This is a genomic window from Flavobacterium psychrophilum DSM 3660 = ATCC 49418, assembly GCF_002217405.1.
Taxonomy (GTDB): domain Bacteria; phylum Bacteroidota; class Bacteroidia; order Flavobacteriales; family Flavobacteriaceae; genus Flavobacterium; species Flavobacterium psychrophilum.
In genome coordinates this window covers 60,375-78,918 of the sequence record NZ_MUHE01000002.1, presented here as the reverse complement: position 1 = coordinate 78,918, position 18,544 = coordinate 60,375, and the positions used below count along the sequence as shown (strand labels likewise).

The 18,544-nt window shown below is 30.4% G+C and carries 14 protein-coding genes; 5 read left to right on the top strand and 9 right to left on the bottom strand.

Annotated features, from left to right (window positions below; genetic code table 11):
- The first annotated feature begins 87 nt into the window (after positions 1-87).
- Positions 88-3,972 (top strand): N-6 DNA methylase, encoded by a 3,885-nt coding sequence (locus tag B0A57_RS00385; RefSeq protein WP_038466367.1) that lies wholly within the window; start codon positions 88-90, stop codon positions 3,970-3,972.
- A gap of 144 nt (positions 3,973-4,116) precedes the next feature.
- On the opposite strand, the gene B0A57_RS00380 is transcribed toward B0A57_RS00385, so the two are convergent.
- Positions 4,117-4,767 (bottom strand): hypothetical protein, encoded by a 651-nt coding sequence (locus B0A57_RS00380; RefSeq protein WP_176579536.1) that lies wholly within the window; start codon positions 4,765-4,767, stop codon positions 4,117-4,119.
- Positions 4,768-4,781: 14 nt separating this feature from the next.
- Positions 4,782-5,279 (bottom strand): DM13 domain-containing protein, encoded by a 498-nt coding sequence (locus tag B0A57_RS00375; protein ID WP_011962864.1) that lies wholly within the window; start codon positions 5,277-5,279, stop codon positions 4,782-4,784.
- 223 nt (positions 5,280-5,502) lie between these two features.
- Between B0A57_RS00375 and lpdA the strand changes: the two genes are divergently transcribed.
- Both lpdA and B0A57_RS00365 read left to right on the top strand, forming a co-directional pair.
- Positions 5,503-6,891, top strand: coding sequence for a dihydrolipoyl dehydrogenase (gene lpdA, locus B0A57_RS00370; RefSeq protein ID WP_011962865.1), 1,389 nt, complete (start codon positions 5,503-5,505; stop codon positions 6,889-6,891).
- Between the two features lie 224 nt (positions 6,892-7,115).
- Positions 7,116-9,026, top strand: a complete 1,911-nt coding sequence (locus B0A57_RS00365; RefSeq protein ID WP_038466370.1) for an SPFH domain-containing protein — start codon at positions 7,116-7,118, stop codon at positions 9,024-9,026.
- 118 nt (positions 9,027-9,144) lie between these two features.
- Here B0A57_RS00365 and B0A57_RS00360 read toward each other — a convergent pair whose 3' ends face one another.
- On the bottom strand, positions 9,145-10,272 hold the full coding sequence (locus B0A57_RS00360) for a cysteine desulfurase family protein (RefSeq protein WP_011962867.1): 1,128 nt from the start codon (positions 10,270-10,272) through the stop codon (positions 9,145-9,147).
- 65 nt (positions 10,273-10,337) lie between these two features.
- On the opposite strand from B0A57_RS00360, the gene B0A57_RS00355 reads away from it, so the two are divergent.
- Positions 10,338-10,832, top strand: a complete 495-nt coding sequence (locus tag B0A57_RS00355) for a metallophosphoesterase family protein (protein WP_011962868.1) — start codon at positions 10,338-10,340, stop codon at positions 10,830-10,832.
- Between the two features lie 75 nt (positions 10,833-10,907).
- Here the strand turns inward: B0A57_RS00355 and B0A57_RS00350 are convergent, their stop codons facing one another.
- The 6 genes from B0A57_RS00350 to B0A57_RS00325 form a co-directional block, all read right to left on the bottom strand.
- A complete protein-coding gene (locus B0A57_RS00350) occupies positions 10,908-12,689 on the bottom strand; it encodes a sensor histidine kinase (RefSeq protein WP_011962869.1) in 1,782 nt (593 codons plus the stop codon).
- 211 nt (positions 12,690-12,900) lie between these two features.
- Positions 12,901-13,221, bottom strand: a complete 321-nt coding sequence (locus tag B0A57_RS00345) for a hypothetical protein (RefSeq protein WP_051907083.1) — start codon at positions 13,219-13,221, stop codon at positions 12,901-12,903.
- Positions 13,222-13,441: 220 nt separating this feature from the next.
- A complete protein-coding gene (locus B0A57_RS00340; RefSeq protein WP_034097984.1) occupies positions 13,442-14,509 on the bottom strand; it encodes a type I restriction endonuclease in 1,068 nt (355 codons plus the stop codon).
- Positions 14,510-14,520: 11 nt separating this feature from the next.
- Complete coding sequence (locus B0A57_RS12170; protein WP_034097986.1) at positions 14,521-15,042, bottom strand: hypothetical protein; 522 nt, start codon at positions 15,040-15,042, stop codon at positions 14,521-14,523.
- Between the two features lie 223 nt (positions 15,043-15,265).
- Positions 15,266-15,934 (bottom strand): response regulator transcription factor, encoded by a 669-nt coding sequence (locus B0A57_RS00330; protein WP_011962874.1) that lies wholly within the window; start codon positions 15,932-15,934, stop codon positions 15,266-15,268.
- 248 nt (positions 15,935-16,182) lie between these two features.
- Positions 16,183-16,593: a DUF4293 domain-containing protein gene (locus B0A57_RS00325; protein WP_034097988.1), complete on the bottom strand. Its 411-nt coding sequence runs from the start codon at positions 16,591-16,593 to the stop codon at positions 16,183-16,185.
- A gap of 176 nt (positions 16,594-16,769) precedes the next feature.
- Between B0A57_RS00325 and rho the strand changes: the two genes are divergently transcribed.
- Positions 16,770-18,521, top strand: a complete 1,752-nt coding sequence (rho, locus tag B0A57_RS00320) for a transcription termination factor Rho (RefSeq protein WP_034097990.1) — start codon at positions 16,770-16,772, stop codon at positions 18,519-18,521.
- The last annotated feature ends 23 nt before the right edge of the window (positions 18,522-18,544 follow it).

Below are 18,544 nucleotides of genomic sequence, written 5' to 3'. Positions count from 1 at the left end.
TTTTATTTCTTCTTTTTTATGCTTCACATTAAAAAAAATCATATAAAAAAAACTAAATTTGCTGATTGATGAATTTAAAATAATAAAATGATAAATAAAGACAACTTAAAAGAATTACTCAAAGTTTTAAACTTTGAAGAGAAAGACGATGTTTTTAGTAAAGTTTATTATGAAAACCCGAGCGCCTATCTTAAAGTAGATTTTAAGAAAAAAATACTTATTTATCCTACAGACAAAGGATTTACTGTAAATGGAGAGTTTACTTGTAACTTCACATCTGATGAAAACTTTGTAGTTTTTGAATGTATTAATAGACTTTTTGAAAAAGGTTATAAACCAGAACATATTGAATTAGAACCAAAATGGAAAGTTGGTCACGGTGCTAGCGGTGGTCGTGCAGATATTTTAATAAAAGATAATTCAGCAAAATCATTTCTCATTATTGAATGCAAAACTGACGGATATGAATTTAAAAAAGAATGGGAGAATACAAAATTAAACGGCGGACAGATGTTAACTTATGCAAAACAAGCTGGTTCTACTCAATATGTTTGTTTATATTCTTCCGACTTTGAAGCACAAAAAATAAGTTATAAATCAAATATCATATCTTTAAAGGATAACACTAATTTATTAGAAAGTTTAATTGATAAAAAACCAATGTCTTTTGCCGAAGCAAAAGCATTAGAGGTTGAAGATATTTATAGTGCTTGGAAAAACACATACGATTTATACTTTGAAACCAAAGGCATTTTTGAAAGCGACATTGAACCTTATAAGGTAGGTAAACAAAAACACAAACTAAAAGATTTAAATGAAATTGGTAGTAAAGATATTCAAAGTAAATATCATGAGTTCGCCAGTATAATGAGGCGTTACAACGTTTCAGGACGTGAAAACGCTTTTGACAAACTAGTAAATCTGTTCTTGTGTAAAGTTGTTGACGAATATGAAAATCCTGATGATTTAAAATTTTATTGGAAAGGAATTGCAAATGATAGTTATTTTGAATTACAGGACAGATTACAAGTTTTGTATCAGGTTGGAATGGATAAATTTTTAGAAGAAAAAATAACAAACGTAAACCGTTCAGAAATAGTTAATGCGTTTAGGTATGTAAAAAAAGATCCAGATTCAACACAAGAAACTATACTAAAATATTTTAGACAACTAAAATATTTTAAAAACAGTGATTTTTCTTTTATTGACGTTCATAACGAAGGGTTATTTTATCAAAATTCAATAGTATTGTTGGATGTTGTTAAAATGCTACAAGATATACGTTTAACTTCTGACACACAAAATCAATTTTTAGGAGATATGTTTGAAGGATTTTTAGATAATGGTGTAAAACAATCAGAAGGACAATTTTTTACACCGATGCCAATTGTAAAATTTGTAGTAAAATCACTTCCACTCCAACAACTAATAATTAATAATGAAATGCCACCAAAGGCGGTAGATTATGCATGTGGTGCTGGGCATTTTTTAAATGAATTAGCTTTAGAAATTAAACAACACGTAGAAGTAAAAAAAGAACTTCCAATAGAAGAATACTATAAACAAATTGTTGGAATTGAAAAAGAATATAGATTGTCAAAAGTTTCAAAAGTTTCAGCTTTTATGTACGGACAAGATGATATTAAAATAACTTATGCAGACGCATTAGGTAAAGACACAAAAGTTGAGGATGAAAGTTTTTCAGTTTTAGTAGCTAATCCACCTTACAGTGTTAAAGGTTTTTTGCTAACGCTTTCTGATGAAGAGAGAAAATCATATGAGTTAACAAGTACTATTGACAATAAAAGTATAATAAATAATAATTGTATTGAAGCTTTTTTCATAGAGAGAGCAAAACAACTTCTTAAGCCTGGAGGTGTTGCAGGTATTATTTTACCATCTTCAATATTATCTAACGAGAGTAACATTTATGTAAAAACCAGAGAAATAATTTTAGAATATTTTGATATAGTTTCAATTGTAGAATTTGGTTCACAAACTTTTGGCAAAACTGGAACAAACACTGTTACATTGTTTTTGAGAAGAAAAATTGATAATCCATCACCATCAAATCACTGGAAATATAGAGTAGAAAGTTGGTTCAATAATAATGAATCTGCAAAAATATATGAAGATAATTATAAAATAATTGAATATTGCAAGCATATTGGCATTGACGAAGTAGACTATAAAACTATACTGGATGGTAATCCTAATGAAAAATTACTTGCATCTGATATGTTTTTAGATTACAAAAAAACTTTTGAGAATCAGAGTGAGATTAAAAACCTGTTAAAACAAAGAACGTACAAATTAAAAACAGTTGTTGAACAAGTTAAAGAAATAAACAAAAGATTTTCATTGTTTTTACAAAGCATAGAAAAAGATAAACTTTATTTTTTTGTAATTGCTTCTGAAAATAAACAGCCTGTACTAGTGGTTAAGTATGGAATATCTACAAAAGAGCAACAAGAATTTTTAGGCTATAAATGGAGTAGTGCAAAAGGTAATGAGGGTATAAAATATATAAATCAAAATTTAACTTCTATAGATGCAGAAGATGAAGAAGCAAAAGAAATGCTTGAAAAACTTTATGGACTTCAAAGTGTAAATACTCCTTTATATAACTCACAAAACACAAATGACAAAAATAAAATAAATAAATATATTCTAGATAACTTTAATAATTTAGAAAATTTTGATGTGCCAGATAATTTAAAAAAATATGTATCATTTCACAATTTAACCAATATGTTAGATTTTGAAAGAACAGATTTTAACAAGCAAATTGTTTTAACACCTAGAAAAAATATACCAATCTTAATTAAGAGTAAATGGGACTTAATTAAACTTGAAAACTTAATGGATATTGGAAGAGGTGCATCACCTAGACCAATTGAACAATTTATAACAAAAAATAAAAACGGTATTAATTGGATAAAAATTGGAGATGTTGAAGTCGGTGCTAAATATATAACAAAAACTGAAGAAAAAATTACAATTGAAGGTGCAGAGAAATCAAGAAAAGTTAATAAAGGAGATTTTATTTTATCAAATTCCATGAGCTTTGGCAGACCTTATATTCTTAAAATTGATGGTTGCATACATGACGGTTGGTTATTACTTTCTAATATTGATAATCGTATAAATACAGATTATTTGTATTACATATTATCGTCAGAAGACACACAAAACCAATTTAATGAAAGCGCACTTGGTGGGGTGGTTAAAAATTTAAATACTGACCGAGTAAAATCAACTTTAATTCCATTACCTCCAAAAAAAATTCAAGAAAAAATAGTCCTTGAATGCTGTAAAATAGATGAAGATGTAATTACTGCTGAAAAAGGAATATTAGATATTGACCAAAATGTATGGGATTTTATAAATGATAACATAATTAATTCAAATTATCCTGAAATCAAAATTGGTAATCTTACAAAAACCACATCTGGCGGAACACCATTATCAACAATTAATGATTATTATTATCAAGGCGACATTCCTTGGGTAAACAGTGGCGAAGTAGCTCAAGGTAATATTTACAATACTAAAAAGTTTATTACAAAATTAGGATTAGAAAATTCTAGCGCTAAAATTATGCCTTTAGAAACAGTTCTACTTGCGATGTATGGTGCTACGGCGGGAAAGGTAGGAGTATTAAAAATAGAAGCTTCATCAAATCAAGCAGTTTGCGGAATTTTGCCAAATGAGAAATTTAATTCTAAATTTTTGTTTTATCAATTGCGTAATATGTATGAATACTTACTAAGTTTAAGAACAGGAATAGCAAGAGATAACCTCTCACAAGATAAAATAAAAGCTATTAAAATAAAATTACCTGATATGAAAACCCAATTAGAACTCGTAAAACAAATTGAACAAATGGAACAACTTAAATTAAATTATGAAAATATAATAGTTTTATCAAATAGTAAGAAAAGGAATGTAATGGAAAGGTTTTTGCAATAAATTTTAAATTTAGAGTAAAATACAAACATTAAATAAGAAAATATAAAAATTTAGTAGTAAAACAACATCACGGATAAATGGGCATCTGCTAACACACGCTACAAGCAATTTGGGCATTTGGCTAAATTTGAAGTTAGTTTTGTGTCAGATAAATTTGTGTTTATCCGAAGATTTGGCTTCCTTAATCCCAAACTGCTTGTAGCGCGAGAACGTAATTAAAGGATTGCTGATATAGGAATTTTTGTTGTCTGATAAAGGAATTTGTACTGCGGTATTAAAATCCCATTTTTTGTATGTAAGATTCACACCACCAATAAAATCGAAAGTCCCTAAACTGGCTTGGTAAGCCATTGGCAGAGAAACAGTATTTATTTTATCATTAGAATTTGTAAGCGGAATTTTAAATCCAAATAATAATGACCAAGTTTTAGAACCTTCAAGATTACTAAATTTATTTTTAAATTTGTAATTTCCTGTCAAAAAAAGATCCCCTATATTTCCTCTTGTTCCAAAATCGCCGTTGGCAATTGCCGATGTTAGTTTTGTGCTTATTGCAAATTGATCAGTTAGTTCTCTTGTATAAGTTAAGTATTGCGAAAATACGGTTACACCTTCTTCTGCAATACCATATACAACGCCAAGATCGACACTGTTTTTTATGTTAGCTTCATGAGGATTAAAACCTTTTCCAAGCGAACAAAAACCAGCATCGCTACAGCCTTGTGCAAAGGAATTGGTATAACTTACTGAAATAAATAAAAAGAATGTAATAAATTTTAATTTTGTTGTTTTCATGTTTTGTTTTTATTTTAAATACTTGTGAACTGTGCAATGGCAAATAAGTGATTGTATTCCTGACAATGAATTAATACATATTTATATTCAGAAACATTTGTACCAGTAGGAACGGTGTAAAACTTATTTTTGTTTCCTTTTAAATTTCCTAAATTCACGAAATTGATAGGTGTATTTTCTTTCGATAAGTAAACTTTCAAATCTGGCCCATCAGACACTGCGAAATTTTCTAATTTTACTTTATATTCATTGTTATCTAAGTAAATTTTGGCAAAACCAGAAGTAGTTATGCCAGATGTTGGAGAAAACACCCCCGAATATTTAAGAACAGCTCCGCTACCTATAATATCATTTTTTAAACTTTTCAGGATTAGTTTTCCTTCTTTTTCGCAAGAAGTAAAAAGAAAAATTCCTAATAGTAATACAAATACATTTCTCATCATTTTTACATTTCTAAAAACATTACATAATCGTTTTTTATCATCATTCATTTGTATTGTTTTTTGAATCATGGTTTTATATCACTAAACAAAAATAAAAAACGGAGTCGATGTTAAATGTCGGTTATCTTACATTTGTATCTTATCTTTTGTCGATATTAAAAAAAGCATTATTTATTTAAGTATTATTTATAATTTGCTTAATTTCGCTAACTCAAAATTTATTATAAAAATATACTATGAAATGAGCATTTTGCGAATTCCATTTTTACAAATAAAAAATAAAACTAAAAAAATGAAATACGATATTATTGTTTTAGGAAGTGGTCCTGGAGGTTATGTAACAGCCATTAGAGCTTCACAATTAGGGTTTAAGGTTGCAGTTGTAGAGAAAGAAAATTTAGGTGGTGTTTGCTTAAATTGGGGTTGTATCCCAACGAAAGCCTTACTAAAATCTGCTCAAGTTTTCGATTATTTGAAACACGCTTCAGATTACGGACTAACGGTAAAAGAATTTGATAAAGATTTTAGCGCAGTAGTTTCTAGAAGTAGAAATGTAGCTGGTGATATGAGTAAAGGGGTTCAGTTTTTGATGAAAAAAAACAAAATAGACGTTATTGATGGTTTTGGCAAGCTAAAATCAGGAAAAAAAATAGACGTTACAGATAAAGATAATAAAGTTACAGAATATAGCGCCGACCATATTATTATTGCTACTGGTGCGCGTTCTCGTGAGTTGCCAAACTTACCACAAGACGGTGTAAAAGTGATTGGTTACCGCCAAGCGATGACTTTGCCTACACAACCAAAATCGATGATTATAGTAGGTTCTGGTGCAATAGGAGTAGAGTTTGCTCATTTTTATAATGCAATGGGGACCGAAGTTACGATTGTAGAATTTATGCCAAATATAGTTCCTGTTGAAGACGAAGATATTTCGAAACAAATGGAGCGTTCTATGAAAAAAGCAGGCGTAAAAATCATGACTTCATCATCTGTAGAAAGAATAGATACTTCAGGAAGTGGTGTAAAAGCTTATGTAAAAACAGCTAAAGGCGAAGAAATTTTAGAAGCTGATATCTTGCTTTCGGCAGTTGGAATTAAAACAAATATCGAAAATATAGGTTTAGAAGAAGTAGGAATCTCTACCGATAAAGACAAAATTTTAGTAAACGCATTTTCGCAAACTAATATACCAGGTTATTACGCAATTGGTGATGTAACTCCAGGTCAGGCTTTGGCTCACGTGGCATCTGCAGAAGGAATAAATTGTGTCGAAAAAATTGCAGGCTTACACGTAGATCCAATCGATTACGGAAACGTTCCTGGTTGTACTTATGCAACGCCAGAAATTGCTTCGGTAGGTTTGACAGAAAAACAAGCCAAAGAAAAAGGATACGAACTAAAAATTGGTAAATTTCCATTTTCTGCTTCAGGAAAAGCAAAAGCATCTGGAACACCAGATGGTTTTGTAAAAGTAATTTTTGATGCAAAATACGGAGAATGGTTGGGTTGTCACATGATTGGAGCAGGTGTTACTGATATGATTGCAGAAGCAGTTGTAGCACGAAAACTAGAAACTACTGGGCATGAAATCCTGAAAGCCATTCACCCACACCCAACAATGAGTGAAGCAGTTATGGAAGCAGTTGCCGATGCTTATGGAGAAGTAATTCATTTGTAATTTAGATTATTAGAAAGTCTGATTTTTAGACTTCATAAATAAAAAAAACCATTTTGTTTAAGCAAAATGGTTTTTTTTATTTGATATGTATTGTATTGATAATTAAGCGATTAATTATTTTAAAAAATATTATATTATAAAAATGTAACTTTTACAATAAGAGGTCGTATAACCATAGATTTAAAATTTTAATCAGAATAATTTTAATAAATAAACATAAAAACATGACAAGTATTTTTAGCTTTTGGTGGATAATCTTAATTGTATTATCCATTCTTTTTTACAAATTCGTTTTACGAGTATTTTTTGGAATGGTCATCGTTCCTGAGGATAAAATAGGTCTAGTTACTAAGAAATTTGTTCTTTTTGGAGCTGATAAATCTCTTCCCGATAGCAGAATTATCGCTACAAAAGGCGAAGCTGGTTTTCAAGCACAAACCCTTGCTCCAGGATTATATTGGGGAATGTGGATTTGGCAATATTCTGTAGACATGATATCATTTACAATTATTCCAGAAGGGAAAATTGGATTAATTTTAAGTAAAGATGGAAAAGAAATTCCAACAGGTCGTATTTTAGCAAGAAAAGTACCAAGTGATAACTTTCAGGATGCTAAATCTTTTTTAGATAATGGTGGGCAAAAAGGACGCCAAACGGCATTTATAACAACTGGTTCTTATCGTATTAATACCTTTCTTTTCGAAATAGTTATTGCCGATCAGATTAAGATTTTTGAAAATATGATTGGTATTGTAACCGCATTAGATGGTGAGCCAATACCGTTGGGACAAATTGCTGGAACAAATGTTGTGGGTCATAATAACTTTCAAGATTTTGACGAATTTCTTACCAAAGGAGGAAACCGTGGCTTACAACCCCAAGTTATGTTGGCCGGTTCCTATTATATTAATACTTGGGCTGTCCAAATTGAACAAAACCCAATGACAGACGTGCCTATTGGTTATGTAGGAGTAGTTATTTCTTATATTGGCGAAGATGGTCAGGATGTAACAGGAGATACTTTTAAGCATGGTAATATTGTTTCTAAAGGACAACGTGGTGTTTGGATGGAACCTCTTGGCCCAGGAAAATATGCTTTAAATAAATATACTACTAAATTAGAACCTGTTCCAACTACAAACTTAGTACTAAATTGGGCTGATGCCAGAAGTGAGTCACATAATTTAGATCAAAATTTATCTACAATTACGGTTCGTTCTAAAGATGGTTTCCCATTTAATTTAGATGTATCGCAAATAATACACGTACCGGCAAATGAAGCTCCAAAAGTAATTGCACGATTTGGAAGTATGAATAATCTAGTTTCTCAAGTTTTAGAACCAACAATTGGAAATTATTTTAGAAACTCGGCTCAAGAAAGCGATGTAATTTCATTTTTAAGTACAAGAAAAGAGCGTCAAGAATCAGCTAAAAATCATATTAAAGTAGTTTTAGACGAATACAATGTGAATGCTGTAGATACTTTAATTGGTGATATTGTGCCACCAGAATCTTTGATGAAAACTTTGACCGATAGAAAAATTGCAGAAGAAGAACAAAAAACATATCAAACCCAAAAAATGGCGCAGGAACAACGTCAGGGAATGGAAAAAGAAACTGCAATTGCAGATATGCAAAAAGAAATTGTAAAAGCATCTCAAAGTGTTGAAATTGCTCAGAGAACTGCCGATGCTACTGTAAAAAAGGCGGAAGGTGATGCAACTAGTTTAAAATTGAATGTAAATGCCGAAGCCGAAGCTACAAAAATGAGAGCGAATGCAGAAGCTGAAGCAACAAAAGCTAGAGCAGGAGCACAAGCCGAAGCGACTAAACTTACAGCAATTGCCGAAGCCGAAAGAATTTCTAAAACTGGTTTGGCTGAAGCTGAAAAAATTATGGCAGTTGGTAAATCTACAGCTGAAGCTTATCAATTACAAGTTACTGCAATGGGCGAGGATAATTTTGCAAAATATAAAATTACCGAAGAAATAGGGAAAGGAAATATTAAAGTTATTCCAGATGTTTTAATTACAGGAACTAATGGTTCTGAAGGTGGAATTAGCGGATTGTTAGGTATGAAATTAATGGAAATGATGGATACAAACAATGTAAATCAAAATCCTAAAAAAAAGTAATTTAAATTTCTTTTTATAAAAACCGTCTAGTGTAATTTTATACTAGACGGTTTTGGTTTTAAGAAATAGAAATAGTTATTTAGTTTAATAAAAAAGGACAGGTGTTTTAGTAATATTATTAAACTGTTTTTAAATTTTCTATTAAGTAATCAATATCTTCTAAAGTATTATAATGACTGAAAGAAATTCGTAAACTTGGTTTTTTTAAATCTTCCTTCGAAAGAATTTCGGCTAAAACATGAGATGGTTTTACACTTCCTGACTGACAAGCGCTTCCACGGGAAACTGCAATACCTTTCATATCTAAATTAAATAAAATCATCGACGTTTTTTCTTCAGAAAACGGCAAAATAATATTCAATATATTATAAAATGTTTCTTCTGGATTTCCATTAAATTTTATTTCAGGAAAATGAGATTTTAATTGCGAGATGGTATATTCCTTGAGCTTAAGAATATATTTTTCTTCCTCATCTAAATGTAAATAGGATAATTCTAATGCTTTTGCCATTCCCACAATATTATGCACGCATTCAGTTCCTGCTCGCATTCCTTTTTCTTGTTCCCCGCCCAATAATATTGGGTTTAAGAGGATTCCTTTTCGTATAAAAGCAAAACCAACTCCTTTCGGACCATGAAATTTATGGGCACTCGCCACAAGAAAATCTATAGGGGTTTCTTGTAAATTGAAGGCTGTTTTTCCAATAGATTGTACTGTATCAGTATGAAAATAAGCTTGGTATTGTTTGCATATTTTGGCAACTCTATTCAAATTAAGAATCGTACCAATCTCATTGTTTACGTGCATTAAACTGACTAATGTTTTTCCTTCTATCGAAAGTAAATCCGAAAGATGCACTAAATCTATCTCGCCAGAGGGCAAAATATTTACATAATCTATTCTAATGTTATATGATTTTTGAAGAATTTGTACCGTGTGCAAAACAGCATGGTGTTCTATTTTACTTGTAATTATTCTTTCAATTTTTAAATCTCTAAAGCAAGACTGAATAATAAAATTATTAGCTTCGGTACCACACGAAGTAAAAATTATTTCTTGTGCAGTACAATTAATATTTTTTGCAATGATTTTTCTTGAAAGTTCAACTAAATTTTTAGAATGACGACCCAAGGCATGAGTCGATGAAGGATTACCGTAATCATTCATTAATACTTGTGTCATTTCTGCAATTACTTCTGGTCGCAGTTGTGTAGTGGCGGCGTTGTCTAAATATACTTTTTTCATCGTGGCAAATATACTAATTTTAAATATTTAGCATAGCTTTGTACCCTAGTTTATAAAATTTCCTTTTGAAAAAAATACTATTACTTTCCGACACTCACAGTCATATTGATGATGTGATTTTAAAATATGTAAATCTTGCCGACCAAGTATGGCACGCTGGCGATATTGGTAACTTATTGGTTACAGATACTTTGCAAAAACACAAACCTTTGCGAGCAGTTTTTGGTAATATAGATGATGCAAAAGCAAGATTAGAATTTCCTTTGCACAATCGTTTTATGTGCGAAGGTGTTAGTGTCTGGATTACCCATATAGGCGGTTATCCCGGAAAATACAGTCCTAATATTATAGAAGAATTGCAACAAAATACCCCACAATTATTTATTTCTGGACATTCTCACATACTAAAAGTACAGTTTGACAAAAAACTTAATTTGTTGCACATGAATCCAGGAGCTTGTGGTAAGAGCGGTTTTCATAATGTACGAACTATGTTGCGATTTGTTATAGATGGCGATAAAATAAAAGATTTAGAGATTATCGAATTGGGAAGTAAGTAGTTATTTTTAAGATACTAATGGCAATTTTGTATTACTTTTTATAATTGGTATTTGAAATAATAAATTGGTAGTAAGCTACTTACAGTCATCTATTTTTATATAAATTATAGTTCCTTGTCCAATTTTAGATTTAATTTTTAGATCTCCTTTCATGTTTTTTATCCTTGCACGAATTTGAGTAATACCAAATCCGTTAGATATGCTAATATTTTTTAGATTGAAACCAATACCATTGTCTTCAATCGTAATGTGTAGTTTACCATCAATTTCTTCTAATAATAATTTAGATTTTGAAGCTTTACTGTGTTTCATCACATTATTTAGTAATTCTGATACTATAAAAAATATTTTTGTTTCAAATTCAGCATTATATCTTTGGTTTTTTTCCAAAGTAGAATAAAATTCAAATTGGATAATTGAGTTTGTGTTGTTTTCGCAAAGATCCCTTAAGGCAAATTGCAAACCAAATTTTACTAATAAGGGAGGCACTAATTCATGAGACAAATCCCTTACTTTGTCATGAGCATTTTTTAGCAAAGATCTTGTTTTCTTTAAATCTGCAATTTGTTCTTTAGTTAAACTACTTTCAAAAGCAGATAAATGTAACCCCACTGACGATAAAACGGCACTTACATGATCGTGCAAAATAGCAGATATTTTATTTCGCTCTTGGTCTTGACCATCAAGGGTGGCACTAATAATTTTGTATTGTAATTTTGCATCTATATCTTTTAGTTTATTTTTTTCTTTTAATAATAAATTTTGGTAATAAAAATAAAAGATAATACCAGCAAAAATAAACAAAGAAGCAAGAAGTAATAATAATTTCTGATTTCTTTCTTGCTTTTCAAGGATTTTTTTTTCTTTTTCTTTAAATTCGTTTTCAACCTTATTTGTAGTATATTTTAGTTCTAATGCTTGGTTAGATTGACTTATTTTGCCATTTACAACATCATCTTGTAAGGCAATATACATATCTTGATATAAATAAGCATTTTCAAAATCGCCAAGCCCTCTAAATGATTCAGCAGCATTTAAATAAGCATTTCCAAGAATTTCAGGTTCGGAGTTTTTGGGGAATGTTTTTATTAATTGGATAAAGATATCCTTAGATTTTTGATAGTTTTTCTCAACCACCATGTAATAATATCCTAAGTTTCCGTAAGATCTTGAGATAAATTTTTTGTCTCCAATTTTTAGGGCATAGCTATAAGCACTATCTATATATTTTTTTCCTAATTTGTTATCACTTACCGATAAATAATATTGCGAGAAATTAGAATAATTTTTGTATTTTATCTCTAAGTTGTTTAACCCTTTCGAGTAAAATTCTATTTTTTTTAGAAAATAAAACGTACTGTCTGAGCTAGTTTCCGAATATACTTTAAATAAGCCTCTGTAAACCTGAATTAAGAGTTCTTTGTTATTGTATTTTAATGCTGTTTTTTCGGCTATTTTTAAATATTTTTTACTTTTTGTGTATTCAAAAATTTGATTATTTATGTCGCCAGTTTTTTTGTAAATTAAAATTTGTTTTTCGGTTAAGTTATGTTTTTCTGCAACCGATAATGCTTCAAATAAAACTTTTAAGGCGTTTTCTTTGTCATTAAACTGCTCGTATAAACTCGATTTTTTTAGCATTGCTGTACAATACTCATCATATTTTTTTTCGTATAATAGCTGAGCTGTTTTTTTTCGAGCAAAATTTATTGCTTTGGCAGGGTTATTTTTATCTACATAAAAATCAACCGAATCTTTAATATTATTATTGTTATTATCAAAATCATGGCAAAATATATTATTTGAAAACAAAACAAGAATTAGAAATATTTTATTGCCTAGGGACTTAATATTCATATTTTTTAAATTTTACACGGTAAAAGTATAATATTTATCCCAATTTTTTGGTAGTTTGAAAAAGTTAAAGGTTTTTATCGATTAACTTTTATCTGAAGCACTAAATCGCAAATTCTCGTAGTTGCTATTACGGGTTGGTTTTCTTGTTTTTAGCTTAGAAGCAAATGTAAAAATAAGAGACGAACAGTCTTAATTTGTTCGTCTCTATTTTTTATACTTTCTTTTTTGCTTTTACTTTAATTGTGTGGGTTGTAACAACGCCACCAGTTATTGCGCTAATTATGGCATCACTTACGTTAAATCTAGTTACTACCTGACAATTGCCATCGCCAGGAGTGCTTACGTTTGTTCTTCCAATTGGGAGTAGTCCCCAAAAGAGCCAAATTTGCTTCCCTTTTCCATAAGTATATTCTGTTCCTTGAGTTTCTCTATAGGCTCCAATGTTTGTTTTAGTTGTCATGCAAGAGGTTAGCGATGTTGAAACTGAAAATGCCAAAAGAGAAATTAGCATTAGTGATTTTATTTTTTTCATTTTGATTTGCGTAGTCGCCACTTTTTTTCTGTCATATAAAGTTTAAGAACTCTCAAAAGTATTTTTTTGTGGTTTCCTCTTTATGTATGCTTTATATTTGCGCCTTTGGCTACTTAATAAATCCTATTTTTTTGTTTATACAAGGTCTGTAAGTACAAAATTATTTAAAAATTAAGCTTCACTACTGCCATTTTGCAAACTGCTTTTGTGTATAGGGGTTTTATTTTTCATACTGTTCGATTGTATTTAATAATTCGGCTGAATAATTAAAAATATCGTCTAAAAGTTGTATTTCGTTTTTAGTTTCTTTTTTGTTTTCGTCAATTGTTCCAATAAATTTTTTTCCGCCGTTCAGATATAATCTGCACACTGCTTTTCTGTTATTATCATCAAGAAAAATCGCAAAATAAGATTGTGCATCTCGATAAGTTACTCTTGTTGCTGGAATTTTTTGTCGCAAAATAGTTTTTACGATTAAGAAACCTTCAAGTTCTTCTTCGGTTGTGTTTATTTTGCTAATATCTTCAAGATTTTTTTCGGCTAAAATTTCGGCAGAGTTCTCAGATTTGTTTTTTTCGTCTTCTTTTGATAATGCAGTTTTTAATCTTTCTGTAATTAAATCGCTAATATAATGTTGAACAGATTTTTTGGTCAATTCTGTAAATTGTTCCAAAATTTTTGCTGTTACAACACTTGGATAAACTTGTTTTGCAAAATGTTTTACAAATTCTGGTGTAGGTTCTGTTAGTTCTTTATTTAGTAAATGTTTAAGTTCATTCATATACTTCATTTCGCTTGCAGTATTTACGATACTTTCAGCATCGAAATTTGCTTTGTGAAATTTTTTCAATTCCTCAATTTGATTGTCTTTAATTTCGGTTATGTTAAATTCTAAAAATGGTTTTTCGTCCATTTTGTTCGGAGCAACTAAATCCGAATAAAATCTGTAAACGATTCCGTTCGTTAATAAACCAAATTTAGCTTTCGAAACATGAAAATATCTTAATAATTGACCTTCGTGAACGTTTAGATTTTGTCGCCAGTCTTTACATTCTACTAAAATTGTTGGATGTCCATCTTTGAAAATTGCGTAATCAATTTTTTCTCCTTTTTTAATTCCAATGTCTGCGATAAATTCTGGAACAACTTCTAATGGATTAAAAACATCATAACCTAAACATTGCAAAAAAGGCATTACAAATGCGTTTTTTGTAGCTTCTTCAGTTTGTATGTTTTCTTTGTGTTTTGTTCGGTCAGCAATTAGTTTAAGTTGGTCTTTCAAATCCATATTTAGGTGTTTTATTTTATGTATTTAGCTAATTCAGATTTAGATTTATCAAATTCTTCTTTTGTAATAAGTTCTAAATCTAATTTATCTTTTGCTTTTTTTAATTCTGTTAATGCCTCATCACTTGTTTTGCCGAATCCTTTAATTTCTCCTGTTGATAAAGCATTTTCAAATTGGATAGTATAATTGGAAAAGCCAGTTATTCCTTTTGTACGAAAAGTAACGGAGTAACCTGCTCTTTTGTTACCAATAATAAAAATATTTTTAATTTCAGTTTCTTGTCCACTCGAAGTTGACGTTAAGTTTGTAATTGGCGACAATAAACCATCTCCTTCTGTAATAAATGCAAAAGTTTTATTTGATGACGGAAAACCTATTTTTACTCTATCTCCAACTTTGTAAGTTGCATTGTCTTGACTTATATATGATGTAAATTCTCCTCTTGAAGATGTACTTAAATCTTTAAAATTTATTTCTTGTGAGAAAGAAATAATTGATGTAAAAAAGGCGAGAACTAATAGTTTAAAATTCATAATGTTTTAATTTTTTTCTTACTCATTTGGCTTTTCAGTTGCGCCTCGTTTTTATGATGGCTTCTAGGCTCCATATTTTATTTTTAAAAAATAAAGTTAACGTTGGTATTGCTTGTCATTACTATTTTTAGTGTTTCTTTTTACTAAACATGATACCCACATCTTCTATCTCTTTTTATTCATCAAACGTAAAAAAGCAAAGCTATTATGATTATTTTTTTATTTAATTTGTAATTAAGTCATGTTTTACAGCAAAAATAACAAGCCCAATAGAGCTCTTTACATTAAGTTTTTTCATTAAGTTTTTGCGATGTGTTTCTACCGTATTTACACTAATGTTTAATAAATTGCTAATGTATTTTCCGCTTCTTTCTTGGCCAATTAGGTTTAAAATTTCTAATTCTCGGGCTGTAATGCTAGAAATTAAATCTTGAGGGTTTAATGACTGATTGTGGTCGTTATTATTTCCGGTATAAATGTTAAATATTTTGTCTTTTATGGCATCAGAAAAATATTGGTTTCCGTAGGCTACAGTTTTTATGGCATCTATAATGCTTTCTCCAGCGCATTGTTTAGTAAGATAGCCACTAGCACCTAATTTTATAACTTCCTTTATTAGTTTTGAATCATCGTAACTTGATAAAATAATAACTTTGCAGGTAAATCCGAGTTCGTTCATTTCTCGTAATACTTGTATGCCGTCTTTCTCGGGCATATTTATATCCATAATAAGAATGTCGGCTTTATTGCGTGCTATTTTATTTACTAGGCCTTCTCCGTTTAGAGAGAAACCCACTACTTCAAAATCTGAATTTGTTTTTAGCACAGCCAACAGACCATCTATAAGTACTTGGTGGTCGTCTGCTAAATGAATTTTTATTTTATTTTCCATTTTAATATTAATGTTTTCAAATGTAAAGGATTATAATTTTAGATAAAATAGCCGAAATTAATGATTTTAATCTAACTAAATTTAGTTAGGTATAAAGTATTTTTAGTTCTTTGGTTTTTGCTAAAAGCGGGGAACAATTAGGGAAACACATTTCTTATTTGTTTGAGAGAAAAAAGGATTAAAGCAAAAAATCCGTTTCAATTTCTTGAAACGGATTTTTCTCGCACTAATAAACTAAGATGAAAGGTTTATCTCAATCGATCCACAGATTTTACGAGATCTTCGTCTTTCTTGATGGCTTTATTGGCCAAAACCAATAAAAAGATAGCAACAATAGGAAGAAACATCCCAATACCCTTCTCAGAAACCGTAGTTTCTCCAGATACAGTTAGTGTACGATACACAAATAATCCTAGTAAAATTAAGTTTAATATTATATTCAATCTGTTCATCACAAATTGCTGTTGTCTTTTTTTAAAGGTAAATATACTAACTAATGATAAGGCGGTACTTAGCCCAAATAAAGCTGTGTACTTCAAATTACTCATAAAGTAAATAGTCTGGTTGTTTTCTAATTTCCATAAATGAAAAACAAAAGGAAGTGCACCAGTTACTATAAAAGCGAGTAATAAATATATACTTTGTACTCTTTGTATCATTATAAAACTTATATTAAGAATACAAAAATATATATTCTTTTTATAAAAAACTATTGTTTACTCAAAAAAAAAGCGTAATATTGCCATAAGAATCCGTAAGCACTTCATACTTCGGAAAATAAGATTCAAAAAATCATTCGCATTTTATCCCAAATAATTAATTCACACATCATTTTATGTTTGATATTTCTGTTTTAAAAGAAATGAAGCTCCCTGAGCTACAAGAAATTGCAAAAGTTGCTAAAATCGCAAAATTCAAGACGTTAAAAAAAGACGAACTTGTTTACCAAATATTAGATTACCAAGCTGCAAACCCCGAAAAAATTGCTCCAATTGCAACCGAAACTATTTCTGTAATAGATGAAAAGCCAAAAAGAGCTAGGGTTGTAGAGGCTAAAGAAGCAAAACCAATTGTTTCAAAAAAGGTAATTGCAAAGCCACCAGTTCAGCAAGAAGTAATTACTTTTGAAGAGCCTAAAGCCCAAACAACTCCAGAATTAGAAAAACCAGTTGTTGAAGCCATACAAAAGCAACGTGCGCCAAAAGTAATTCGATTTACAAAAGACGAAAATAATGTGACTAAGGTTGATAATTCACATCGAAATAAAAAAATAGTAAAACCTGTAATTGTCCCTGCAAATACAGAAGAAGGAGTTTCTGAAATTTTAGAAAATCCAGAAACGGTTCAAAAAGAAAAGTCTTCAAATCCGAATCAAAATCAGAAAAAGCCACAAGAGCGAAAGCGAACTGACGAAGTAAACCAAAATCCAAATGCAAAAAACAAAAATAATTTTAGAGAGCCAGATTATGAGTTCGAAGGAATTATAGAAAGCGAAGGTGTACTAGAAATGATGCCAGACGGTTATGGTTTTTTGCGTTCTTCAGATTATAATTATTTAGCCTCACCAGATGATATTTATTTATCGACCTCGCAAGTTCGATTATTTGGTTTAAAAACAGGAGATACTGTAAAAGGCGTAGTTCGTCCGCCAAAAGAAGGCGAAAAATATTTCCCTTTAGTAAGAGTACTAAAAATAAACGGACATGATCCGCAAGTGGTTAGAGACAGAGTTTCTTTCGAGCACTTGACCCCAATATTCCCAACAGAAAAATTTCGCTTGGCCGAAAAAGGAAGTTCAATTTCTACTCGTATTATCGATTTGTTTTCTCCAATAGGAAAAGGACAACGTGGTATGATAGTCGCACAGCCAAAAACAGGTAAAACGATGTTGCTTAAAGAGATTGCTAATGCTATTGCAGCCAATCATCCAGAAGTATATTTAATTGTTTTATTAATAGACGAACGCCCAGAAGAAGTTACAGATATGCAACGTAGTGTGCGTGGCGAAGTAGTAGCTTCTACCTTTGATAGAGAGCCGCAAGAACACGTAAAAATTGCCAATATTGTGCTAGAAAAAGCAAAACGTTTGGTCGAATGTGGTCATGATGTAGTCATACTATTAGATTCGATTACACGTTTGGCAAGAGCTTATAATACTGTGCAACCAGCTTCTGGAAAAGTATTAAGTGGTGGTGTAGATGCCAATGCGTTGCAAAAACCAAAACGTTTTTTCGGAGCAGCTCGTAATGTAGAAAACGGTGGCTCGTTAAGTATTATTGCAACAGCACTTACAGAAACGGGTTCTAAAATGGACGAAGTTATTTTCGAAGAATTTAAAGGAACTGGTAATATGGAATTGCAATTGGATCGTAAAATTGCAAACCGTCGTATTTTTCCAGCAATAGATTTAACATCATCTAGTACACGTCGTGATGATTTATTACTCGACGAAAAAACAATACAACGCATGTGGATTATGCGTAAATACCTTGCAGATATGAATCCTGTAGAAGCTATGGAATTTATAAATGACCGATTTAAGAAAACAAGAAATAACGAAGAATTTTTAATTTCGATGAATGATTAGGTTTTAACCACAAAGTTCACAAA

Coding starts and splice junctions, on each gene's coding strand:
- B0A57_RS00385 (WP_038466367.1), top strand. CDS start 88: ATGATAAATAAAGACAACTTAAAAGAATTACTCAAAGTTTTAAACTTT.
- B0A57_RS00380 (WP_176579536.1), bottom strand. CDS start 4,767: ATGAAAACAACAAAATTAAAATTTATTACATTCTTTTTATTTATTTCA.
- B0A57_RS00375 (WP_011962864.1), bottom strand. CDS start 5,279: ATGATTCAAAAAACAATACAAATGAATGATGATAAAAAACGATTATGT.
- lpdA (WP_011962865.1), top strand. CDS start 5,503: ATGAAATACGATATTATTGTTTTAGGAAGTGGTCCTGGAGGTTATGTA.
- B0A57_RS00365 (WP_038466370.1), top strand. CDS start 7,116: ATGACAAGTATTTTTAGCTTTTGGTGGATAATCTTAATTGTATTATCC.
- B0A57_RS00360 (WP_011962867.1), bottom strand. CDS start 10,272: ATGAAAAAAGTATATTTAGACAACGCCGCCACTACACAACTGCGACCA.
- B0A57_RS00350 (WP_011962869.1), bottom strand. CDS start 12,689: ATGAATATTAAGTCCCTAGGCAATAAAATATTTCTAATTCTTGTTTTG.
- B0A57_RS00345 (WP_051907083.1), bottom strand. CDS start 13,221: ATGAAAAAAATAAAATCACTAATGCTAATTTCTCTTTTGGCATTTTCA.
- B0A57_RS00340 (WP_034097984.1), bottom strand. CDS start 14,509: ATGGATTTGAAAGACCAACTTAAACTAATTGCTGACCGAACAAAACAC.
- B0A57_RS12170 (WP_034097986.1), bottom strand. CDS start 15,042: ATGAATTTTAAACTATTAGTTCTCGCCTTTTTTACATCAATTATTTCT.
- B0A57_RS00330 (WP_011962874.1), bottom strand. CDS start 15,934: ATGGAAAATAAAATAAAAATTCATTTAGCAGACGACCACCAAGTACTT.
- B0A57_RS00325 (WP_034097988.1), bottom strand. CDS start 16,593: ATGATACAAAGAGTACAAAGTATATATTTATTACTCGCTTTTATAGTA.
- rho (WP_034097990.1), top strand. CDS start 16,770: ATGTTTGATATTTCTGTTTTAAAAGAAATGAAGCTCCCTGAGCTACAA.